Origin of the sequence: Streptomyces sp. OfavH-34-F (assembly GCF_022347745.1) — a bacterium.
Lineage (GTDB): Bacteria > Actinomycetota > Actinomycetes > Streptomycetales > Streptomycetaceae > Streptomyces.
In genome coordinates this window covers 1-14,938 of sequence record NZ_JAKRGC010000149.1, presented here as the reverse complement: position 1 = coordinate 14,938, position 14,938 = coordinate 1, and the positions used below count along the sequence as shown (strand labels likewise).

At 72.1% G+C, this 14,938-nt stretch carries 16 protein-coding genes; 3 read left to right on the top strand and 13 right to left on the bottom strand.

Translation table 11 applies throughout. From position 1 onward, the window contains the following. On the bottom strand, window positions 1-1,139 hold a 1,139-nt coding region (locus MHW47_RS21040; protein ID WP_239225333.1), incomplete at its 3' end, for a bifunctional transcriptional activator/DNA repair enzyme AdaA. Between the two features lie 72 nt (window positions 1,140-1,211). After that, complete coding sequence (rsgA, locus tag MHW47_RS21035; RefSeq protein WP_239225332.1) at window positions 1,212-2,384, bottom strand: ribosome small subunit-dependent GTPase A; 1,173 nt, start codon at window positions 2,382-2,384, stop codon at window positions 1,212-1,214. A gap of 328 nt (window positions 2,385-2,712) precedes the next feature. Between rsgA and MHW47_RS21030 the strand changes: the two genes are divergently transcribed. Beyond that, the gene (locus MHW47_RS21030) at window positions 2,713-3,213 is read left to right on the top strand and encodes a DUF5949 family protein (RefSeq protein ID WP_239225331.1); all 501 of its coding nucleotides are present in this window, start codon (window positions 2,713-2,715) and stop codon (window positions 3,211-3,213) included. A 133-nt stretch (window positions 3,214-3,346) separates the two neighbouring features. Here the strand turns inward: MHW47_RS21030 and MHW47_RS21025 are convergent, their stop codons facing one another. The 6 genes from MHW47_RS21025 to MHW47_RS21000 form a co-directional block, all read right to left on the bottom strand. Then, window positions 3,347-3,757, bottom strand: coding sequence for a rodlin (locus MHW47_RS21025; protein WP_239225330.1), 411 nt, complete (start codon window positions 3,755-3,757; stop codon window positions 3,347-3,349). Between the two features lie 120 nt (window positions 3,758-3,877). Then, complete coding sequence (locus tag MHW47_RS21020; RefSeq protein ID WP_239225329.1) at window positions 3,878-4,060, bottom strand: hypothetical protein; 183 nt, start codon at window positions 4,058-4,060, stop codon at window positions 3,878-3,880. 116 nt (window positions 4,061-4,176) lie between these two features. Continuing rightward, window positions 4,177-4,587 carry a rodlin gene (locus MHW47_RS21015; RefSeq protein ID WP_111339672.1) on the bottom strand — a complete coding sequence of 137 codons (411 nt, stop codon included), beginning with the start codon at window positions 4,585-4,587 and terminating at the stop codon, window positions 4,177-4,179. A 156-nt stretch (window positions 4,588-4,743) separates the two neighbouring features. Next, entirely contained in the window at window positions 4,744-5,043 is a 300-nt protein-coding gene (locus MHW47_RS21010) for a hypothetical protein (protein ID WP_239225328.1), read from the bottom strand. Between the two features lie 214 nt (window positions 5,044-5,257). After that, entirely contained in the window at window positions 5,258-5,491 is a 234-nt protein-coding gene (locus tag MHW47_RS21005) for a chaplin (protein ID WP_239225327.1), read from the bottom strand. Window positions 5,492-5,723: 232 nt separating this feature from the next. Next, a complete protein-coding gene (locus tag MHW47_RS21000) occupies window positions 5,724-6,125 on the bottom strand; it encodes a rodlin (RefSeq protein ID WP_239225326.1) in 402 nt (133 codons plus the stop codon). 382 nt (window positions 6,126-6,507) lie between these two features. Between MHW47_RS21000 and MHW47_RS20995 the strand changes: the two genes are divergently transcribed. Continuing rightward, the gene (locus tag MHW47_RS20995) at window positions 6,508-7,383 is read left to right on the top strand and encodes a chaplin (RefSeq protein WP_239225334.1); all 876 of its coding nucleotides are present in this window, start codon (window positions 6,508-6,510) and stop codon (window positions 7,381-7,383) included. Window positions 7,384-7,470: 87 nt separating this feature from the next. On the opposite strand, the gene MHW47_RS20990 is transcribed toward MHW47_RS20995, so the two are convergent. The 5 genes from MHW47_RS20990 to MHW47_RS20970 all read right to left on the bottom strand — a co-directional run bounded on the left by MHW47_RS20990 (window position 7,471) and on the right by MHW47_RS20970 (window position 13,990). Next, entirely contained in the window at window positions 7,471-8,406 is a 936-nt protein-coding gene (locus tag MHW47_RS20990; protein WP_239225325.1) for a dihydrodipicolinate synthase family protein, read from the bottom strand. Continuing rightward, complete coding sequence (locus MHW47_RS20985) at window positions 8,403-9,386, bottom strand: ABC transporter ATP-binding protein (RefSeq protein WP_239225324.1); 984 nt, start codon at window positions 9,384-9,386, stop codon at window positions 8,403-8,405. The genes MHW47_RS20990 and MHW47_RS20985 overlap by 4 nt, the downstream gene beginning before the upstream one ends. Beyond that, window positions 9,383-11,350: a dipeptide/oligopeptide/nickel ABC transporter permease/ATP-binding protein gene (locus MHW47_RS20980; RefSeq protein ID WP_239225323.1), complete on the bottom strand. Its 1,968-nt coding sequence runs from the start codon at window positions 11,348-11,350 to the stop codon at window positions 9,383-9,385. Before MHW47_RS20980 ends, MHW47_RS20985 begins: the two co-directional genes overlap by 4 nt. Window position 11,351: 1 nt before the next feature. Then, on the bottom strand, window positions 11,352-12,302 hold the full coding sequence (locus MHW47_RS20975) for an ABC transporter permease (RefSeq protein WP_239225322.1): 951 nt from the start codon (window positions 12,300-12,302) through the stop codon (window positions 11,352-11,354). A 92-nt stretch (window positions 12,303-12,394) separates the two neighbouring features. Then, a complete protein-coding gene (locus MHW47_RS20970) occupies window positions 12,395-13,990 on the bottom strand; it encodes an ABC transporter substrate-binding protein (protein WP_239225321.1) in 1,596 nt (531 codons plus the stop codon). 171 nt (window positions 13,991-14,161) lie between these two features. Here MHW47_RS20970 and MHW47_RS20965 point away from each other — a divergent pair, with 171 nt between their 5' ends. Beyond that, entirely contained in the window at window positions 14,162-14,881 is a 720-nt protein-coding gene (locus MHW47_RS20965) for a FadR/GntR family transcriptional regulator (RefSeq protein WP_239225320.1), read from the top strand. The last annotated feature ends 57 nt before the right edge of the window (window positions 14,882-14,938 follow it).

Sequence of the window (14,938 nt, the reverse complement as noted above, 5' to 3'; positions counted from 1 at the left end):
GCCGCGAGCGCGCGCAGGGCCGGGTCGCCGGCCGCGTCGGCGAGGACGGCCGGTTCGGGGAAGAGGTGGGTCAGCCCGCCGTGCGGCAGGTCCAGCACCTTGCCGTACGCCTCCACCAGGTCCCCGGCCGCCGCGTCGCCCACCAGCGCCCGTACGGCGAACTCCTCCGCGTCGGCGGTGCCCGGCGAGCGCACTCCCGGCCGGGCCGCGACGTCCGGGGCGAGCGCGGGGTCGGCGGCCAGCAGCTCGTCCACGGCGTACGGGTCGGCGTCCAGGTCGAACAGCCGGCGCAGCCGCTGCACGGCGGTGGTGAGGTCGCGCAGGTCGGTGAGGTGGAGGCGGGCGTCCAGCCAGTTCCCGGCGGACCGTTCGTCCACGGCGGCGACCCCGGTCCCGTACGGCAGGCGCAGGGTGCGCCGGTAGGTGCGGCGGCCGGGCCGGCCGGTGACCTCCTCGACGCGGGCGACCGCGGCGGCGGCGAGCAGGTCGAAGACGGGGCGGGCCGCGTAGGGCCCGCGGTGGGCGAGCCGGAGCGGGATGCCGGTGGTGTGGGAGGCACGGGGCGGGGTGCCGAGCCCCGTCGCGGCCTCGGCGCGTAGCGCGCTGGGGGTGCGGGCGTAGATCCGGCGGACGGTGTCGTTGAACTGCCGGACGCTGTGGAAGCCGGCCGCGAAGGCGATCTCGGTGACGGGCAGGGCGGTCGTCTGGAGGAGGACCCGGGCGGTGTGGGCGCGCTGGGCGCGGGCCAGCGCGACGGGGCCGGCGCCCAGTTCGGCGTTGAGCTGGCGCTGCACCTGGCGGGAGCTGTAGCCGAGCCGCTGGGCGAGGCCGGGGACGCCCTCCCGGTCGACCACGCCGTCGCCGATCATCCGCATGGCGCGGCCGACCACGTCGGCTCGCACGTTCCACTCGGCGGAGCCGGGGACGGCGTCCGGGCGGCAGCGGCGGCACGCCCGGTAGCCGTGGCTCTGGGCGGCCGCGGCCGTCGGGTAGAAGCGGACGTTCTGCCGCTTGGGGGTGACGGCGGGGCAGCTCGGCCGGCAGTAGATGCCGGTCGTTTCGACGGCGAAGAAGAACTCGCCGTCGAAACGGGCGTCGCGGCTGCTCACCGCCTCGTACCTGGTCTCTTCGTCCCTCACACCGTCCAGTGTGCGCCCCGCGCCCCGCCGGGACTCGCGGTTTTCGGACGTCGTGACCAGGGGCCGGTCCGGCTACCGGATCCGGCCGCGCTTGGCGTCCATCGCGGCCCGGCCCTCGGCGCCCTTGCGCTTCCAGTCCTTGCGGATCTCGGCCCGGACCCGGGCGTCGGTCTTGGCGACGATGCGCTGGTTCTCGCGCAGGAGCTTGCGGTAGCTGTCGAAGCGGCGTTCGGGCAGGACGCCGTCCTCGATCGCGGCCCGCACGGCGCAGCCCGGCTCCGCCTCGTGGGCGCAGTCGTGGAAGCGGCAGTCCGCGGCGAGGTCCTCGATCTCCGAGAAGACCTGGCCGACCCCGACCTCGGCGTCCCAGAGGCCGACCCCGCGCAGCCCCGGGGTGTCGATGAGGACCCCGCCCGAGGGCAGGACCAGCAGGTTGCGGGTGGTGGTCGTGTGCCGGCCCTTGCCGTCCACGTCGCGGGCGGCCCGGACCGTCATCACGTCCTCGCCGAGCAGGGTGTTGGCGAGGGTGGACTTGCCGGCCCCGGAGGTACCGAGGAGCACACTCGTACCACCGGAGACGATCGCCGAGAACACGTCGATGCCCTCGCCGGTGGCCGAGCTGACGGGCAGCACCTGGACCCCGGGCGCGACGCGCTCGACGTCCTGGACGAGATGGGAGAGCGTGACCGCGTCCGGGACCAGGTCGGCCTTGGTGAGGAGGACCAGGGGTGCGGCGGTCCGCTCCCCCGCCCCGGCGGCCTCACCGAGGAGCGCGTCACCGCCGGAACTGGACAGGGCGAGGGCCAGGAAGCGCTCGACCCTGCCCAGGTCCAGTTCCACGGCCAGCGAGACGCAGATGGCGATGTGGTCGATGTTGGTGGCGAGCACCTGACCCTCGGACCGCTTGGACGAGGTGGAGCGGACGAACGCGGTACGGCGCGGCAGCAGCGCCCGGACGAACCGCGGATCGCCGTCGGCGTCCACGGCGGCCCAGTCGCCGGTGCAGATGATCCGCATCGGGTCGCGGGGCACCACGAAGGCGGTGTCCGCCAGGACCGTGCCCTCGGGGGTGATCAGGTCGCAGCGCCCGCGGTCCACCCGCAGCACCCGGCCGGGCACCAGGCCCTGGGCGGCGTACGGGGCGAACGCGTCCGCCCAGTCGTCGTCCCAGCCGTAGGCGGCGAGGGGGTGCGCGGCGGAGGAAGCGGAGGTGGAGAAGGAGGAGAGAGAAGACGGGAGAGACAAGGGAAACCCTTCACAGGGTGGCCCCGGCGTTTCGCGCGTCGGCGAAGAAGTCTGGGAGAGGTCAGCCGGTGGCCACGGAGGTGGAAACGAGGAACTTCGGCGTGTGGGCAGCGCCCATCGCAATGACCTTCGTCAATGTCCTCACCTCCGCATTCATCCGTGTGCTCGGCCGGCGACCGGTCGGCCGTCCGTCTCGTCGCACACCATAGCCCCAGGGACTCCGGCGGCTCAACGCATTATTGCGCGCGGACCGGATCGTCAACACTCGTCCCTCGATCGGGTGATACGCATGGAGTTGGACCGGTCGCGGACGGTTAGGGTGCCGCACATGACCTCCCCGCAGACAGCCTCCGGCTCGTTCACCCCGGCCCAGTTGGGCTCCCTCATCCTGATCGGCTGGAACGGCGAGTACCAGCAGAGCGGACGCGACGCCGCCTTCCTCCTCGCCTATTCGCTGGGCGACGGAGCGGAGGGGCCGGCGGTCGGCGAGCACGCCATGCGTATCGCGCTGCAGCGCGCCGGGCTGACCGTCGGCGGCCCCTCGGTGCGCGCCGACGAGACGCCGGGGCTCTCCGTGAAGCTCCTCGTCCAGGCCGGACAGGCCGTGCTGACCCTGCCGCACTTCACCGCGCAGTACCCGGTCCGGTCCGAATGGCTGGCGGCGGCCCACGACATGGGCGAGGTGCACGCGATGTTCGCCACCCGCCCGTGGCCGCAGGGCGCGCCCGGACTCCCCGTCGGTGAGCCGGAGTTGCGGGCCTTCGCCGGTGACCCTGACGTCATCGCGACCTCCGCGCACTGCGTGCTCCCGGTGCGCGGCCTGCGCTGACCCGGCCCACGCCAGAGGCCCACCACCCGGGCGGGTGGTGGGCCTCGGTCATGCGCTACGCACACGTCGCACAGGACGGACGACGCGCGGCGGACCACCCGGAGGCCGGGCCGCCCGCCGCGGGCGTACGGAGTCAGTTGTTGCCGACACCGTTCCCGGAGAGGACCGGGATGCCGTTGACCAGGTGCGAGAGGGCCTCGTCACCCTTGGCCTGGGTGGAGTTGTCGGCGCACTGCTGGTTCTGCGGCGAGGACAGCACGTCGATGTCCTGCGCCGTGATCGGCACGAGCAGACCGACGAGCGAGCCCGCGTTCACCTTGACCGGGGCGCCCACGCACAGGTCGTTGAGCGAGCCCTGGATGAGCTGGGCCTGCGGGCTGCCGTCGCCGTGGGTCGCGGAGTTGCCGACCGCGCTGGCCGCACCGTTGCCGTTGACGGTGGTGGTGCCCCCGTCGTTGCCGATCGCCATGGCCGAGGGGGCCGCGACGGCCGAGAGCCCGACCAGGGACACGGCCACTGCCGCGCCGGCCATCATCTTCTTCATCACGCTTCACCTTTCGGAGCGTTCCGTTCTGGAACGTACTGATCAACCCCGTGCGGACGTTTCGGTTCCGCTGATCCACCCAAATGGGTTCGATCCCGCATGAGTTCGACCGTTCCGTTGTCAACCGCGGCCGGCCGGCCGGTCCGGGGTGCGGGCGGCGGGCACGAAGCCGGCCGCGCGGGCGGGGCCGGACGGCGCGCCCGGCGCCGGGACCGGCGCGGTATGGGCGGCCTGCCATTCGGCGAGGAGCCGGTCGTAGATCGGGGTGGTGCCGGACGGTTGCCGGCTGTGCTGCTGGTCCATGCGGGGGCCCTACCCGCTCCGGCGGGCACCGGCCTCCCCCACTACGGCACACGGCCCAGCGGGGCGCCCGTTCGGGCGACCACTGGGCCGTGCGGGAAGGGCTGTGTCGACGCCCGTCAGTCGTTGGCGACGCCGTTGCCCGAGAGGATCGGGATGTCGTCCAGGATGTGCGACAGCGCCTCGTCACCCTTGGTCTGGGTGGAGTTCTCGGTGCACTGCTGGTTCTGCGGCGAGGACAGGACGTTGATGTCCTGGACCGAGATCGGCACGACGCCGAGCAGCGAACCGGCGTTGACCTTGGCCGGCAGGGCGATGCAGGGCTTGTTGAGCGAGCCCTGGATGAGCGCGAACTGCGGGCTCCAGTCGCCGTGGGTGGCGGAGTTGCCGTAGGACTGCACGGCGCCGTTGCCGTTCAGGGTGGTGGTGCCCTGGTCGTTGCCGATGGCCATGGCCGACGGGGCGACCGCGGCGGAGACGCCGACGATCGATGCGGCGACGGCCGCCGAGGCCATCATCTTCTTGATCATGAAACTGCCCTTCTGGTTCTTCTCTGGTTGCCCGCCGGTGCCGAGCGCACTGATCAACTCGGCGGCGCGGGAATGGTTCCGGCACATCACCCGAAAGGTGCGTCCACGGCCGGAATGCGCGCGCGATCGAACGGATGCGCGCGTCGTCGGCTCGGATCAGCGGCCGACCGGGAGGCCACCGAGGAGGGGCGCCGCGTCCTGCACCGCTCCGGTGGCCTGGCCGGCGACCTTGGCGACGGTGCCGTTCTCGTGGAGGCGGTCGGTGGTGTCGCTGACCGAGTCGACGGCACCGACGACCGGGTCGGTCACCTGCGGAGCGGCCGCGATCACCTGGTTGACGCCCCCGTCGAGGCTGAAGCTGGGGGCCGTGGGCGTGGCGACGGCGAAGGCGGGGGCTGCCGTGCCGAGCGCGACCACGGAACCGGCGACGAGCGCGGCGGACTTCGCGTACTTCACTTTCGGGTTCCCTTCTGCGGCGGCGGAATTTCCGGTCGCGTCCCCGCGCCGCACGAACCCTCCGTGGCCGTGACTTCCGCCGCTTTCCCTCTGCCTAACGACGCGACCGCGGCGGGGCAACTGGGGGAACCCTGCTTTCTTCAACGGGTATGCCCCGGACCACAGTTCGAGTGGTCCGGGGCATTCCGAGCCGAAGAAATCCGGCGCGCCTCGATCAGGCGTTGACGCAGGTGTTGCCGAAGGCCGGGTTCAGCACGCCGATGACGTCGATGGTGTTGCCGCAGAGGTTGACCGGGATGTTGATCGGGACCTGAATGGTGTTGCCCGAGACGACACCCGGCGAGGCCACGGCGGCACCGTCGGCGCCCGCGTCGGCGAAGGCCGGGGTGGCGGCACCGACGGCCATGAGCGTACCGGCGGCGACGGCGGCGATCTTGGTGTACTTCACTTCAAACCCTTTCCTCGGCGGAGTCCGGAGCGGCCACGGATCTCGTGCCCGCACGAGCGCGGACTGAGCGCTCGTGACTCCGCCGCTGTCATTCGTAACGAGGCCGGGCGGTGGGCGAAACTGCCCAAGAGGAACATTTCATCAATACCGCCCGAATGATGGAGCAGAGGCAGCAACGGGCCCGGACCGTCGGAGGAGGAACGCCGACGAGCCGGGCCCGGAGACGGCCGGATCAGCTGTTGCCGGCGCCGTTGCCCGAGAGGACCGGGATGCCGTCCAGGATGTGCGACAGCGGCTCGTCACCCTTGGCCTGGGTGGAGTTCTCGGTGCACTGCTGGTTCTGCGGGTTGGACAGGACGTTGACGTCCTGGACCGTAATCGGGACGAGACCGATGAGCGAACCGAGGTTCGCCTTGAGCGGCAGGCCGACGCAGGGCTTGTTGAGCGAGCCCTGGACGAGGTCGAACTGCGGGCTGCCGTCGCCGTACGTCTCGGCGTTGCCGAGCACCTCGGTGGCGCCGTTGCCGTTGACCGTGGTCGTACCGCCGTCGTTGCCGATGGCCATCGCCTGCGTGGCGCCGAGCCCGAGGATGGAGGCGGCGACAGCACCCGTAGCCAGGACCTTCTTGATCACGATGAACCCTTCTCGTACTGGATGCCCCGAACCGGAGCGCCCTGACCAACTCGTCGCCCGGCGTTTGGTTATCACTATTCACCCGAATGCCGGGGAGACACGGACGTCCGTACGAAAGTGATCGAGACATACTGACGGAAATCGAGAGAGGAAACGTTCACTCGTAGCCTCGCCGCGCGATCACAGGAAATTCACCGGATTCACGTTTCTCACGCACGCGGACGTCGTTATGGCTGTCGTCGAGCCCGCTCGGCGGGAGGCTCACCCGAAACACCGGGCAGGCCCGACAGCCGCGGCACCGCCTGATGAAGAACTGCGGGCCGTGCGTCCGCGAGAAATGTCCCAAGGAAGGGCACCAATGCGAAAAGCCTTGAGTAAAAGCATGCTCGTCATGGCGGCGGCGTCAGGCATCCTGACCGCCTCGGGCGGCTACGCCTTCGCCGATGCCACGGCAGACGGCGCCGCCGTCGGTTCGCCCGGCGTCGCTTCGGGCAACGTCGTGCAGGTTCCGGTGCACGTGCCCGTCAACGTGTGCGGCAACACGGTCAACGTGATCGGCGCCCTGAACCCCGCCTTCGGCAACGAGTGCGAGAACGAGGGCGGCGACGCGGGCTCCGGCACCTCCCAGGGGGCGAGCGCCAGCGGCGTCGCCGCCAACTCCCCCGGCGTCCTCTCGGGCAACGTGGTCCAGGCCCCCGTCGACATCCCGGTCAACGTGTGCGGCAACAGCATCAACGTGGTGGGCCTGCTGAACCCGGCCGCCGGCAACGAGTGCGAGAACGGCGGCGGCGACGAGGTCACCCCGCCCGTCGAGCCGCCGAAGCCCCCGCACCACAAGCCGCCGCACCACAAGCCGCCGAAGGGTCACCACGACCACGACTGCAAGTGCGACAACCCGCCCACCCCGCCGGAGCCCCCGAAGCCCCCGGTGCACCACCACGACGACGACTGCCCGCCGAGCCACCACCACACCCCGCCGGAGCCCCCGAAGCCTCCGAAGCCGCCGGTGCACCACCACGACGACGACTGCCCGCCCAGCCACCACCACACCCCGCCCACCCCGCCGGAGCCTCCGACCACCCCGGAGAACCCGCCGACCCACACCGGCTGGCACCACACGCCGCCCAAGCACCACAAGCCGCCGCAGATGGCGCACACCGGTGCCAACGAGAACCTGGGGATCGCCGGTGGCGCCGCCGCCGCGATGGTCCTCGGCGGCGGTCTCCTGATGGGCCGCGCCCGCGCCGCCAAGAAGTGACCTGACCCTCCCGAGCACGACGAGGTCCGGCCCGACAGCCTTCCGCTGTCCGGCCGGACCTCTTGCGTACCGGGAGGTGAGTGCCCGTCAGACCGTTCCGAGGCCCGCCCGCTCCAGGCAGGCGGCGACCGCCGCCGTCTCCCCGGCGTCCAGCCGGCGCATCGGCCGGCTGACCTGGTTGGTGGCGATGACCCCGCGCAGCGTCAGGGCCGTCTTGAACGCGCCGAGACCGGCCGCCGTGGCGGACGCCGTGCCGGGCCGGGCGGCGCGCACGATGTCGAAGAGCGCGACCAGCCGGTCCTGTTCGGCCCTGGCGGCGGCCCAGTCGCCGCGCACCGCCGCCTCGTGCAGCCGTACGTAGCCGTGCGGGTCCACGTTGCCGAGCCCCGGCACCGAGCCGTCGGCGCCGCCCAGCATCATCGCGTCGACCACCAGCTCGTGGCCGGTGAGCACGGAGAAGCCGGGCAGGTCGCGGGCGCCGATGGCCAGCCTGCGGAACGCGCCGTCGTCGCCGCTGGAGTCCTTCACCCCGGCCAGCACCCCGTCGGCGGCCAGTTCCAGCAGCATGTCCGGGTCGAGCTTGGTGTGCACGCAGACCGGCACGTCGTACGCCAGCACCGGCAGGTCGAGCGCGGCGGCGACGTCCCGGAAGTGGCGGTCGATCTCCGCAGGATGGGTGCGGGTGTAGAACGGCGCGGTGACGACGACGGCGGCGGCGCCCAGTGCGGCGGCGCGCCGGGCGCGTTCGACCGCCCGGTCGGTGGTGGTCTCGATGGCGCCGGCGAGGACGGGCACCCGGCCGGCCGCCGCGGCGACGACCGTCTCGATGACCCGGTCCTGGCGTCCCGGGGTGAGGTAGGCGGTCTCGCCGGAGCTGCCGAGGGCGAAGAGGCCGCTGACGCCGCCGGCCACCAGGTGGTCCACGACCCGTTCCAGGGAGGGGATGTCCAGTTCGCCGTCCTCGGTGAGCGGGGTGACGACGGGCGGGATCACTCCGGTGTGGCGCGGGGTTCGGGCGGTCATGCGGTGCTCCTTGCGGACGGTACGGCGGGGGTCTGGGGGTGGACGCAGTGGTGGCGGTGGCCGCCGGGGCCCTCGGTGCGGGCCGGGAAGGCGGTGGCGCAGGCGTCGTCGGCCTTCCAGCAGCGGGTGCGGAAGGGGCAGCCGGTGGGCGGGTTGGTCGCCGAGGGGACGGGGCCGGTGAGCACGATGCGCTCGGTGCTCTCCAGCAGGCTGGGGGTGGCGGAGAGCAGTGCCTCGGTGTACGGGTGGGCGGGGGTGCCGGCGACGTCGGCGGCGCGGCCCTCCTCGACGACGCGGCCGAGGTAGAGGACGGCGATGCGGTCGGCGAGGTAGCGCACGGTCTGGATGTCGTGCGAGATGAACACCATGCCGAGACCGAGGCGTTCGCGCAGGTCCACCAGGAGGTTGAGGACCTGGGCGCGGACCGACACGTCGAGCGCGGAGGTGGGTTCGTCGGCGACGATCAGTTCGGGTTCCAGGGCCAGGGCGCGGGCGATGGCGACGCGCTGGCGCTGGCCGCCGGAGAGCTGGCCGGGCAGGGCGGCCCGGGTGTGGCCGGGCAGGCCGACGAGGTCGAGGAGTTCGCGGACCCGGGCGGTGCGTGCCTCGCGGGCGCCCCGGTGGTGGACGTCGAGCGGGTCGCGCAGGATCTGCTCGACGGTGAGGCGCGGGTTGAGGGCGGTGGCGGGGTCCTGGAAGACGACACCGACGGCGGAGCCGAAGTCCCGGCGGCGCTGGGTGCCGGTCATCTCCCACAGGTCGCGGCCGTGGAAGGTGACGGTGCCCTCGGTGGGCCTCTGGAGGCCGGTGAGCACCCGCGCGAGGGTGGACTTGCCGCAGCCGGACTCGCCGACGAGGCCGACGATCTCGCCGCGCCGGACTTCCAGGTTCGCGTCGGTGAGGGCGTGGACGGCGTCGCGGCGGAAGACGCCTCCGCTGCGTGCCTTGTGGCGTACGTGGACGCCGTCGAGCCTGATCACAGGGCGCTCCCTTCCAGTGGGGCGGTCTTGGCCGGGTGGTGGCAGGCGAAGCCGTGGTCCGGCGCGGTGGCGGACGCGGTGAGTCGCGGGGTGGTGGTGCGGCAGAGGTCGGTGGCGGCGGCGCAGCGGGAGGCGAAGCGGCAGCCGGGTCCGAAGCCCTGGGGGGCGGGGACGACGCCGGGGATCTGGTGGAGCCGGTCGGCGCCGGCCTCCAGCGAGACGACGGAGCCGAGCAGGCCGCGGCTGTAGTGGTGGGTGGGGGCGGTGAGGACGGAGCGGGTGGCGCCGATCTCGGCGAGCCGGCCGGCGTACATGACGGCGACGCGGTGCGAGAGGTCGCCGACGAGGGCGAGGTCGTGGGAGACGAGGACCATGGCGAAGCCGAGTTCCTCGCGGAGGCGTACGAGGAGTTCGACGACCTGGGCCTGGACGGTGACGTCGAGGGCGGTGGTGGGTTCGTCGGCGATGAGCAGGCGGGGGCTGCGGGAGAGGGCCATGGCGATCAGGACGCGCTGGCGCTGGCCGCCGGAGAGTTCGTGGGGGTAGCTGCGCAGGGTGCGTTCGGGCGAGAGGCCGACGAGTTCGAGGAGTTCGGCGGGGGTCTTGGTGCCGCCGCGCGAGGTGAGCTGCTTGAGCTGGGTGCCGACGAGGACGGAGGGGTTGAGGGAGGAGAGCGCGTCCTGGTAGACCATCGCGATCTCGGGGCCCATGAGGGCGCGGCGCTCCTTGGGCGGGAGGGCCAGGAGGTCGCGGCCCCGGTACAGGATCTCGCCGGTGACCTCGGCGTTGCGGGCGAGGAGGCCCATGACGGCGAGGCTGGTGATGGACTTGCCGCAGCCGGATTCGCCGACGAGGCCGAGGGTTTCGCCCTCGTGGACGGTGAAGGTGAGGGAGTCGACGACCGGGGTGGTGCCGTAGCGGTCGGGGAAGCGGATGGCGAGGTCGCGTACGACGAGGAGTTCGGCGGCGTCCTCGGGGACGGGGGTGAGGGCGGGTTCCTGGGCGTCGATGCGCCGGGCGAGGGTGGTGAGGGCGGCGTCGATGTCGGCGGTGGAGCGGGCCTCGACGGGGTCGGGGGTGGCGACGGCGTCGCTGGGGACGGCGGGGCGGGCGGCCCGGGGCGCGGCGGAGGCGTCGGTGAGGCCCTCGGAGAGGATGTTGAGGGCGAGGACGGTGACGAGGATGGCCAGGCCGGGGAAGAAGGTGGCCCACCAGCCGCCGGCGAGGAGGATCTGCCGGCCGTAGGCGAGGACGCTGCCCCAGCTGGGGTCGGGGTCCTGCACTCCGGCGCCGATGAAGGAGAGGCTGGCCTCGAAGATGATGGCCTCGGCGACCATGACGGTGGCGAACACCAGGACGGGTGCCATGCAGTTGACGGCGACGTGCCGGAGCACGATGTGGCCGCGCCGGGCACCGATGACCTTCTCGGCGGCGACGTAGTCCTCCCCGTACTGGGACAGCACGTTGGCGCGGACGACGCGGGCGAGCGAGGGGGTGTAGACGAAGGCGATGGTGAAGATGATGACGGGGACGCTGGTGCCGAAGACCGCGACGAGGACGGCGGCCAGGGCGATCGGCGGGAACGACATCACGACGTCGAGGGTGCGCATCACGGATTCGTCGCCGAGTTTGCGCGAGGTGGCGGCGAGCGCGCCGAGCAGGGAGCCGGCGGCGAGGGCGAGCGCGGTCGCGCCGAGGCCGATGACCAGCGAGTAGCGGGCGCCGTGGACGACGCGGGCGAAGACGTCGCGGCCGGCCCGGTCGGTGCCGAACCAGTGGTCGGCGCCCGGTGCCTGGACGGGGGTTCCGGTGGTGAGGGGGTCCTGGGTGAGCAGGGGGGCGAGGACCGCGCCGAGCAGGACGACGACGAGCACGCCGAGTGCGACGCGGGAGGTGGCCGGGAGCGCGCGGAGGGCGATGCCGGGGCGGGAGAGGCGGGTGGTCAGCCGGCTGGTGGCAAACATGTCAGACCGTCCTGATGCGCGGGTTGACCAGCAGGTAGAGCAGGTCGACGATGACGTTGACCACCAGGAACGCGATGGCGATGGTCAGTACGGTGCCCTGGACGAGGGCGACGTCGCCGCCCGTGACACCTTCGAGGATGAGCTTGCCCATGCCGGGCAGGTCGAAGATCGCTTCGATGACGACGGCGCCGCTGAGCAGGTAGCCGACCTTGACGCCGAGGACGGTGAGCGGGGTGACGAGCGCGTTGCGCAGCACGGAGCGGATGACCAGGAAGCCGGGCAGGCCGTTGCCGCGTGCGGTGCGGACGTAGTCGCGGTCGAGTTCGGCGACCATCGCGGTGCGGACGAGGCGGGCGAGGGAGGCGGCGACGGGGACGGCCAGCGAGATCGCGGGCAGGGCCATGGTGCGCAGCCAGCCGCCGAGGGAGTCGGCCGGGTTGATGTAGCCGCCGGTCGGGAAGAGCGGGGTGTTCAGGGCGAATTGCTGGATGAGCAGGACGCCGAGCCAGAACGAGGGGATGGCGACGCCGGCCATGGACAGCACCCGGAACAGCTGGTCGGGCCAGCGGTCGCGGTGGACGGCGCCGAGGACGCCGGCGGTGACCGCGAGGACGACGGCGAGGATCAGGCCGAGGACCGTCAGCTGGAGGGTGAGCGGGAACGCGGCGGTGATGCGGTCGGCGACGGGCTGGCTGGGCGGGACCGTCATGCCGAGGTCGAGGTGGAGCAGCCGGCCCAGGAAGTCGATGTAGCGCACGGGCAGGGGGTCGTTGAGGCCGTTGGCCTCGGCGAAGGCGGCGCGGGCTTCGGGGGTGGCGCTCTCCCCGAGCGCGTTGAAGGCCGGGTCGACCGGCGAGAACTGCAGCACCACGAAGACGAGCAGCGCGATGCCGAGGATCATCACCGGCATCATCGCGACGCGGCGCAGCGCGAGCCGGAGAAAAGCAACCATCGTCGGGTTCCTAGCGGTTGGGCGGTCCGGTCCGGGACGCCGGGGGGAGCGGCGGTCCCGGACCGGGGCTTTCGGTCGGCGGCCGGCGGTCCTCAGGCGCGGCTGACGTCGAGGAAGGACAGGCCCGTGGTGGGCAGCGGCCGGAAGCCGGGGAGCGCCTTGTCGTTCCAGGCGGTGGGCAGCTTGCGGTGGAGGACGGGGTAGAGGGCGGCCTCGTCGGCGACGAGGTCGGTGACCTCGCCCCACAGCTTTCTGCGGGTGGCCTCGTCGGGGGCCTGGGCGGCCTTGTCGAGGGTCTGCCTGACCTTCTTGTAGGCGGCGGACCTGGACCATCCGTAGCGCTTCTCGGGCCAGAAGCCGTAGTAGAACCAGCGCATGAGCAGGTCGGCGTCGTTGCCGAAGACGGAGGGGTCGCCGGGGGCGACGAGGACCTCGAAGTCGCCCTGGTCGACCTTGGCGTACTGGGCGGCGGACTGGGCGATGCTGAGCGTGGCCTCGATGCCGGCGGCGGCCCAGCTCTCCTTGACGAGCGGGGCGATGTCCTTGACCCAGCCGGTGTCGGTGAGCAGGAGGGTGAACTTGAGTGTCCCGACTCCGGCCTCGGCGAGCAGCTTCTTCGCCTTGGCCACGTCGTGGGTGTAGACGGTGGCGGCCTTGTGGTAGTCGGGGTGGGTGGCGGGGACGTAGCCGGTGGCGGCGGTGGCGTTGCCGACCAGGGCGGTCTTGATGATCTTCTCGGTGTCCAGGGCGTAGTGGAGGGCCTGGCGCACCCGCTTGTCGGCGAACCGCTTGTCGGCGGTGTTGCACATGAGGAAGAGCAGTCCGAAGGACTGGACGGACTCGGTCCTGGCGGAGCCGGAGAGGCGCTTGACGTCGATGTAGGGGACGTCCTCGATGGCCTGGACGCGGCCGGACTCCATGGCGCTGACGCGGGCGGACGGGTCGGACATCAGGCGCCAGACCATCTTCTTGGCCTTGGCGGGGTGGGGGCCGTTGTACTTGTCGTACGCCTCGAAGACGATCTTGTCCTCGCGGGTGGCGGAGACGAACTTGTACGGGCCGGAGCCGACGGGCTTGGCGTCGAACGCCTTGGGGTCGGGTTCGACGATCTTCTTCGGCACGATCCGGGCGACGGAGACGCGGGAGGGGAAGAGCGCGAAGGGGTACTTGAGCTTGAACTCGACCGTGCCCTGGTCGACGGCCTTCACCGTGTCGATGAAGGGCACGAACTGCGCCATCAGCGAGGCGTTCTCCGGGTCCAGGATGCGTTCGAAGCTGTACACGACGTCGTCGGCGGTGACGGGCGAGCCGTCGTGGAAGGTGGCGCCCTCGCGGAGCGTGGCCCGGTAGGTGGTGGCGTTGATCTTCTTCGGCATCTCGGTGGCGAGGCCGGGCCGGGCGACCAGGGTGGCCGGGTCGAGGTCCACCAGGCCCTCGAAGATGTGCATGTTGGCGGCGTAGGGGGTGGCGCCGGAGGTGATCATCGGGTCGAAGCCGGTCGAGAGGGCGTAGGACAGGCCGGCCTCGATGAGGTCACCGCGGCCGCTTCCGTCCGTCGCGCCGTCGGCGGTCGAGGACGGTCCGCCGCAGGCGGCCAGGCCGGCGGTGAGGGCGGCGGCGGCTCCGACGGCGCTGGTGTATCGCAGGAAGGTGCGGCGCTCGACACCGGCTGATATCAGCTCGGGCACGGGTCCTCCAGGGACTTGGGGGTGGGGCGTCGTGGACGGAAGGCAGGGGTGTGGGGGCGGGTCCGGTGGGGGTGCGGAACCCGTAGCATCAGACGTCTGATGTCTGATGCCTTGATAGCGTGGGAACGTAGCGTGACAATCCAGAGGGGTCAAGAGGTGGGGAGTTCACATATGTCCGGTACGAAGCCCGGCCGGCAGCTGCTGCGGCAGGAAGTCGTGGACGGAATCAAGCGGTACATCCTCGACGAACGGCTCCGCCCGGGTGACCCGCTGCCCACCGAGCCCGCCCTGTGCGAGGCGCTCGGCGCCAGCCGCTCCAGCGTCCGCGAGGCGGTCAAGATCCTGAACGCGCTGGACATCGTCGAGGTGCGCCACGGGCACGGCACCTACGTCGGCCGGCTGAGCCTGTCCGCCCTGGTGGAGAGCCTCACCTTCCGCGGCCTGCTCTCCCCCGACGACGACTTCCAGGTCATGGCCGACCTGGTGGACGTGCGCGAACTCTTCGAGCGCGGCATGGCCGACCGGATCGTCTCACTGCTCAGCGCGGAGCAACTGGACGCGCTGGACGCCCTGGTGGCCACGATGCGCGAGACGGGCGCCCGGGAGGGACACGGCTTCGTGGACGCCGACCGCGCCTTCCACGCCCAGCTCGTGGCGCCGCTCGGCAACGAGCTGATCGGCCAGCTCTCGATGGCGTTCTGGGACGTGTACACGATCGTCGCCCCGCACCTGGACGGGTTCACGCAGGCCGACGAGACGGAGACGATCGCCGCCCACCAGAACATCGTGGACGCCGCGCGCGCCGGGGACATCCCCGGCTTCCTCAAGGCGCTCGGCGAGCACTACGCGCCCGTGCGCCGCCGGATCGCCGAGGCCCGCGCCCGGCGCTGAGCGGGGCGGCCCCCGACGGCCGCGCCGGACGAGGACAGCACGAACGCGTCGAGCGGG

Bases quoted from the DNA above. Each gene is read 5' to 3' on its own strand.
- MHW47_RS21030 (WP_239225331.1), top strand. From the start codon at position 2,713: ATGACCTCCCCGCAGACAGCCTCCGGCTCGTTCACCCCGGCCCAGTTG.
- MHW47_RS21025 (WP_239225330.1), bottom strand. From the start codon at position 3,757: ATGAAGAAGATGATGGCCGGCGCGGCAGTGGCCGTGTCCCTGGTCGGG.
- MHW47_RS21020 (WP_239225329.1), bottom strand. From the start codon at position 4,060: ATGGACCAGCAGCACAGCCGGCAACCGTCCGGCACCACCCCGATCTAC.
- MHW47_RS21015 (WP_111339672.1), bottom strand. From the start codon at position 4,587: ATGATCAAGAAGATGATGGCCTCGGCGGCCGTCGCCGCATCGATCGTC.
- MHW47_RS20995 (WP_239225334.1), top strand. From the start codon at position 6,508: ATGCTCGTCATGGCGGCGGCGTCAGGCATCCTGACCGCCTCGGGCGGC.
- MHW47_RS20990 (WP_239225325.1), bottom strand. From the start codon at position 8,406: ATGACCGCCCGAACCCCGCGCCACACCGGAGTGATCCCGCCCGTCGTC.
- MHW47_RS20980 (WP_239225323.1), bottom strand. From the start codon at position 11,350: ATGTTTGCCACCAGCCGGCTGACCACCCGCCTCTCCCGCCCCGGCATC.
- MHW47_RS20975 (WP_239225322.1), bottom strand. From the start codon at position 12,302: ATGGTTGCTTTTCTCCGGCTCGCGCTGCGCCGCGTCGCGATGATGCCG.
- MHW47_RS20965 (WP_239225320.1), top strand. From the start codon at position 14,162: ATGTCCGGTACGAAGCCCGGCCGGCAGCTGCTGCGGCAGGAAGTCGTG.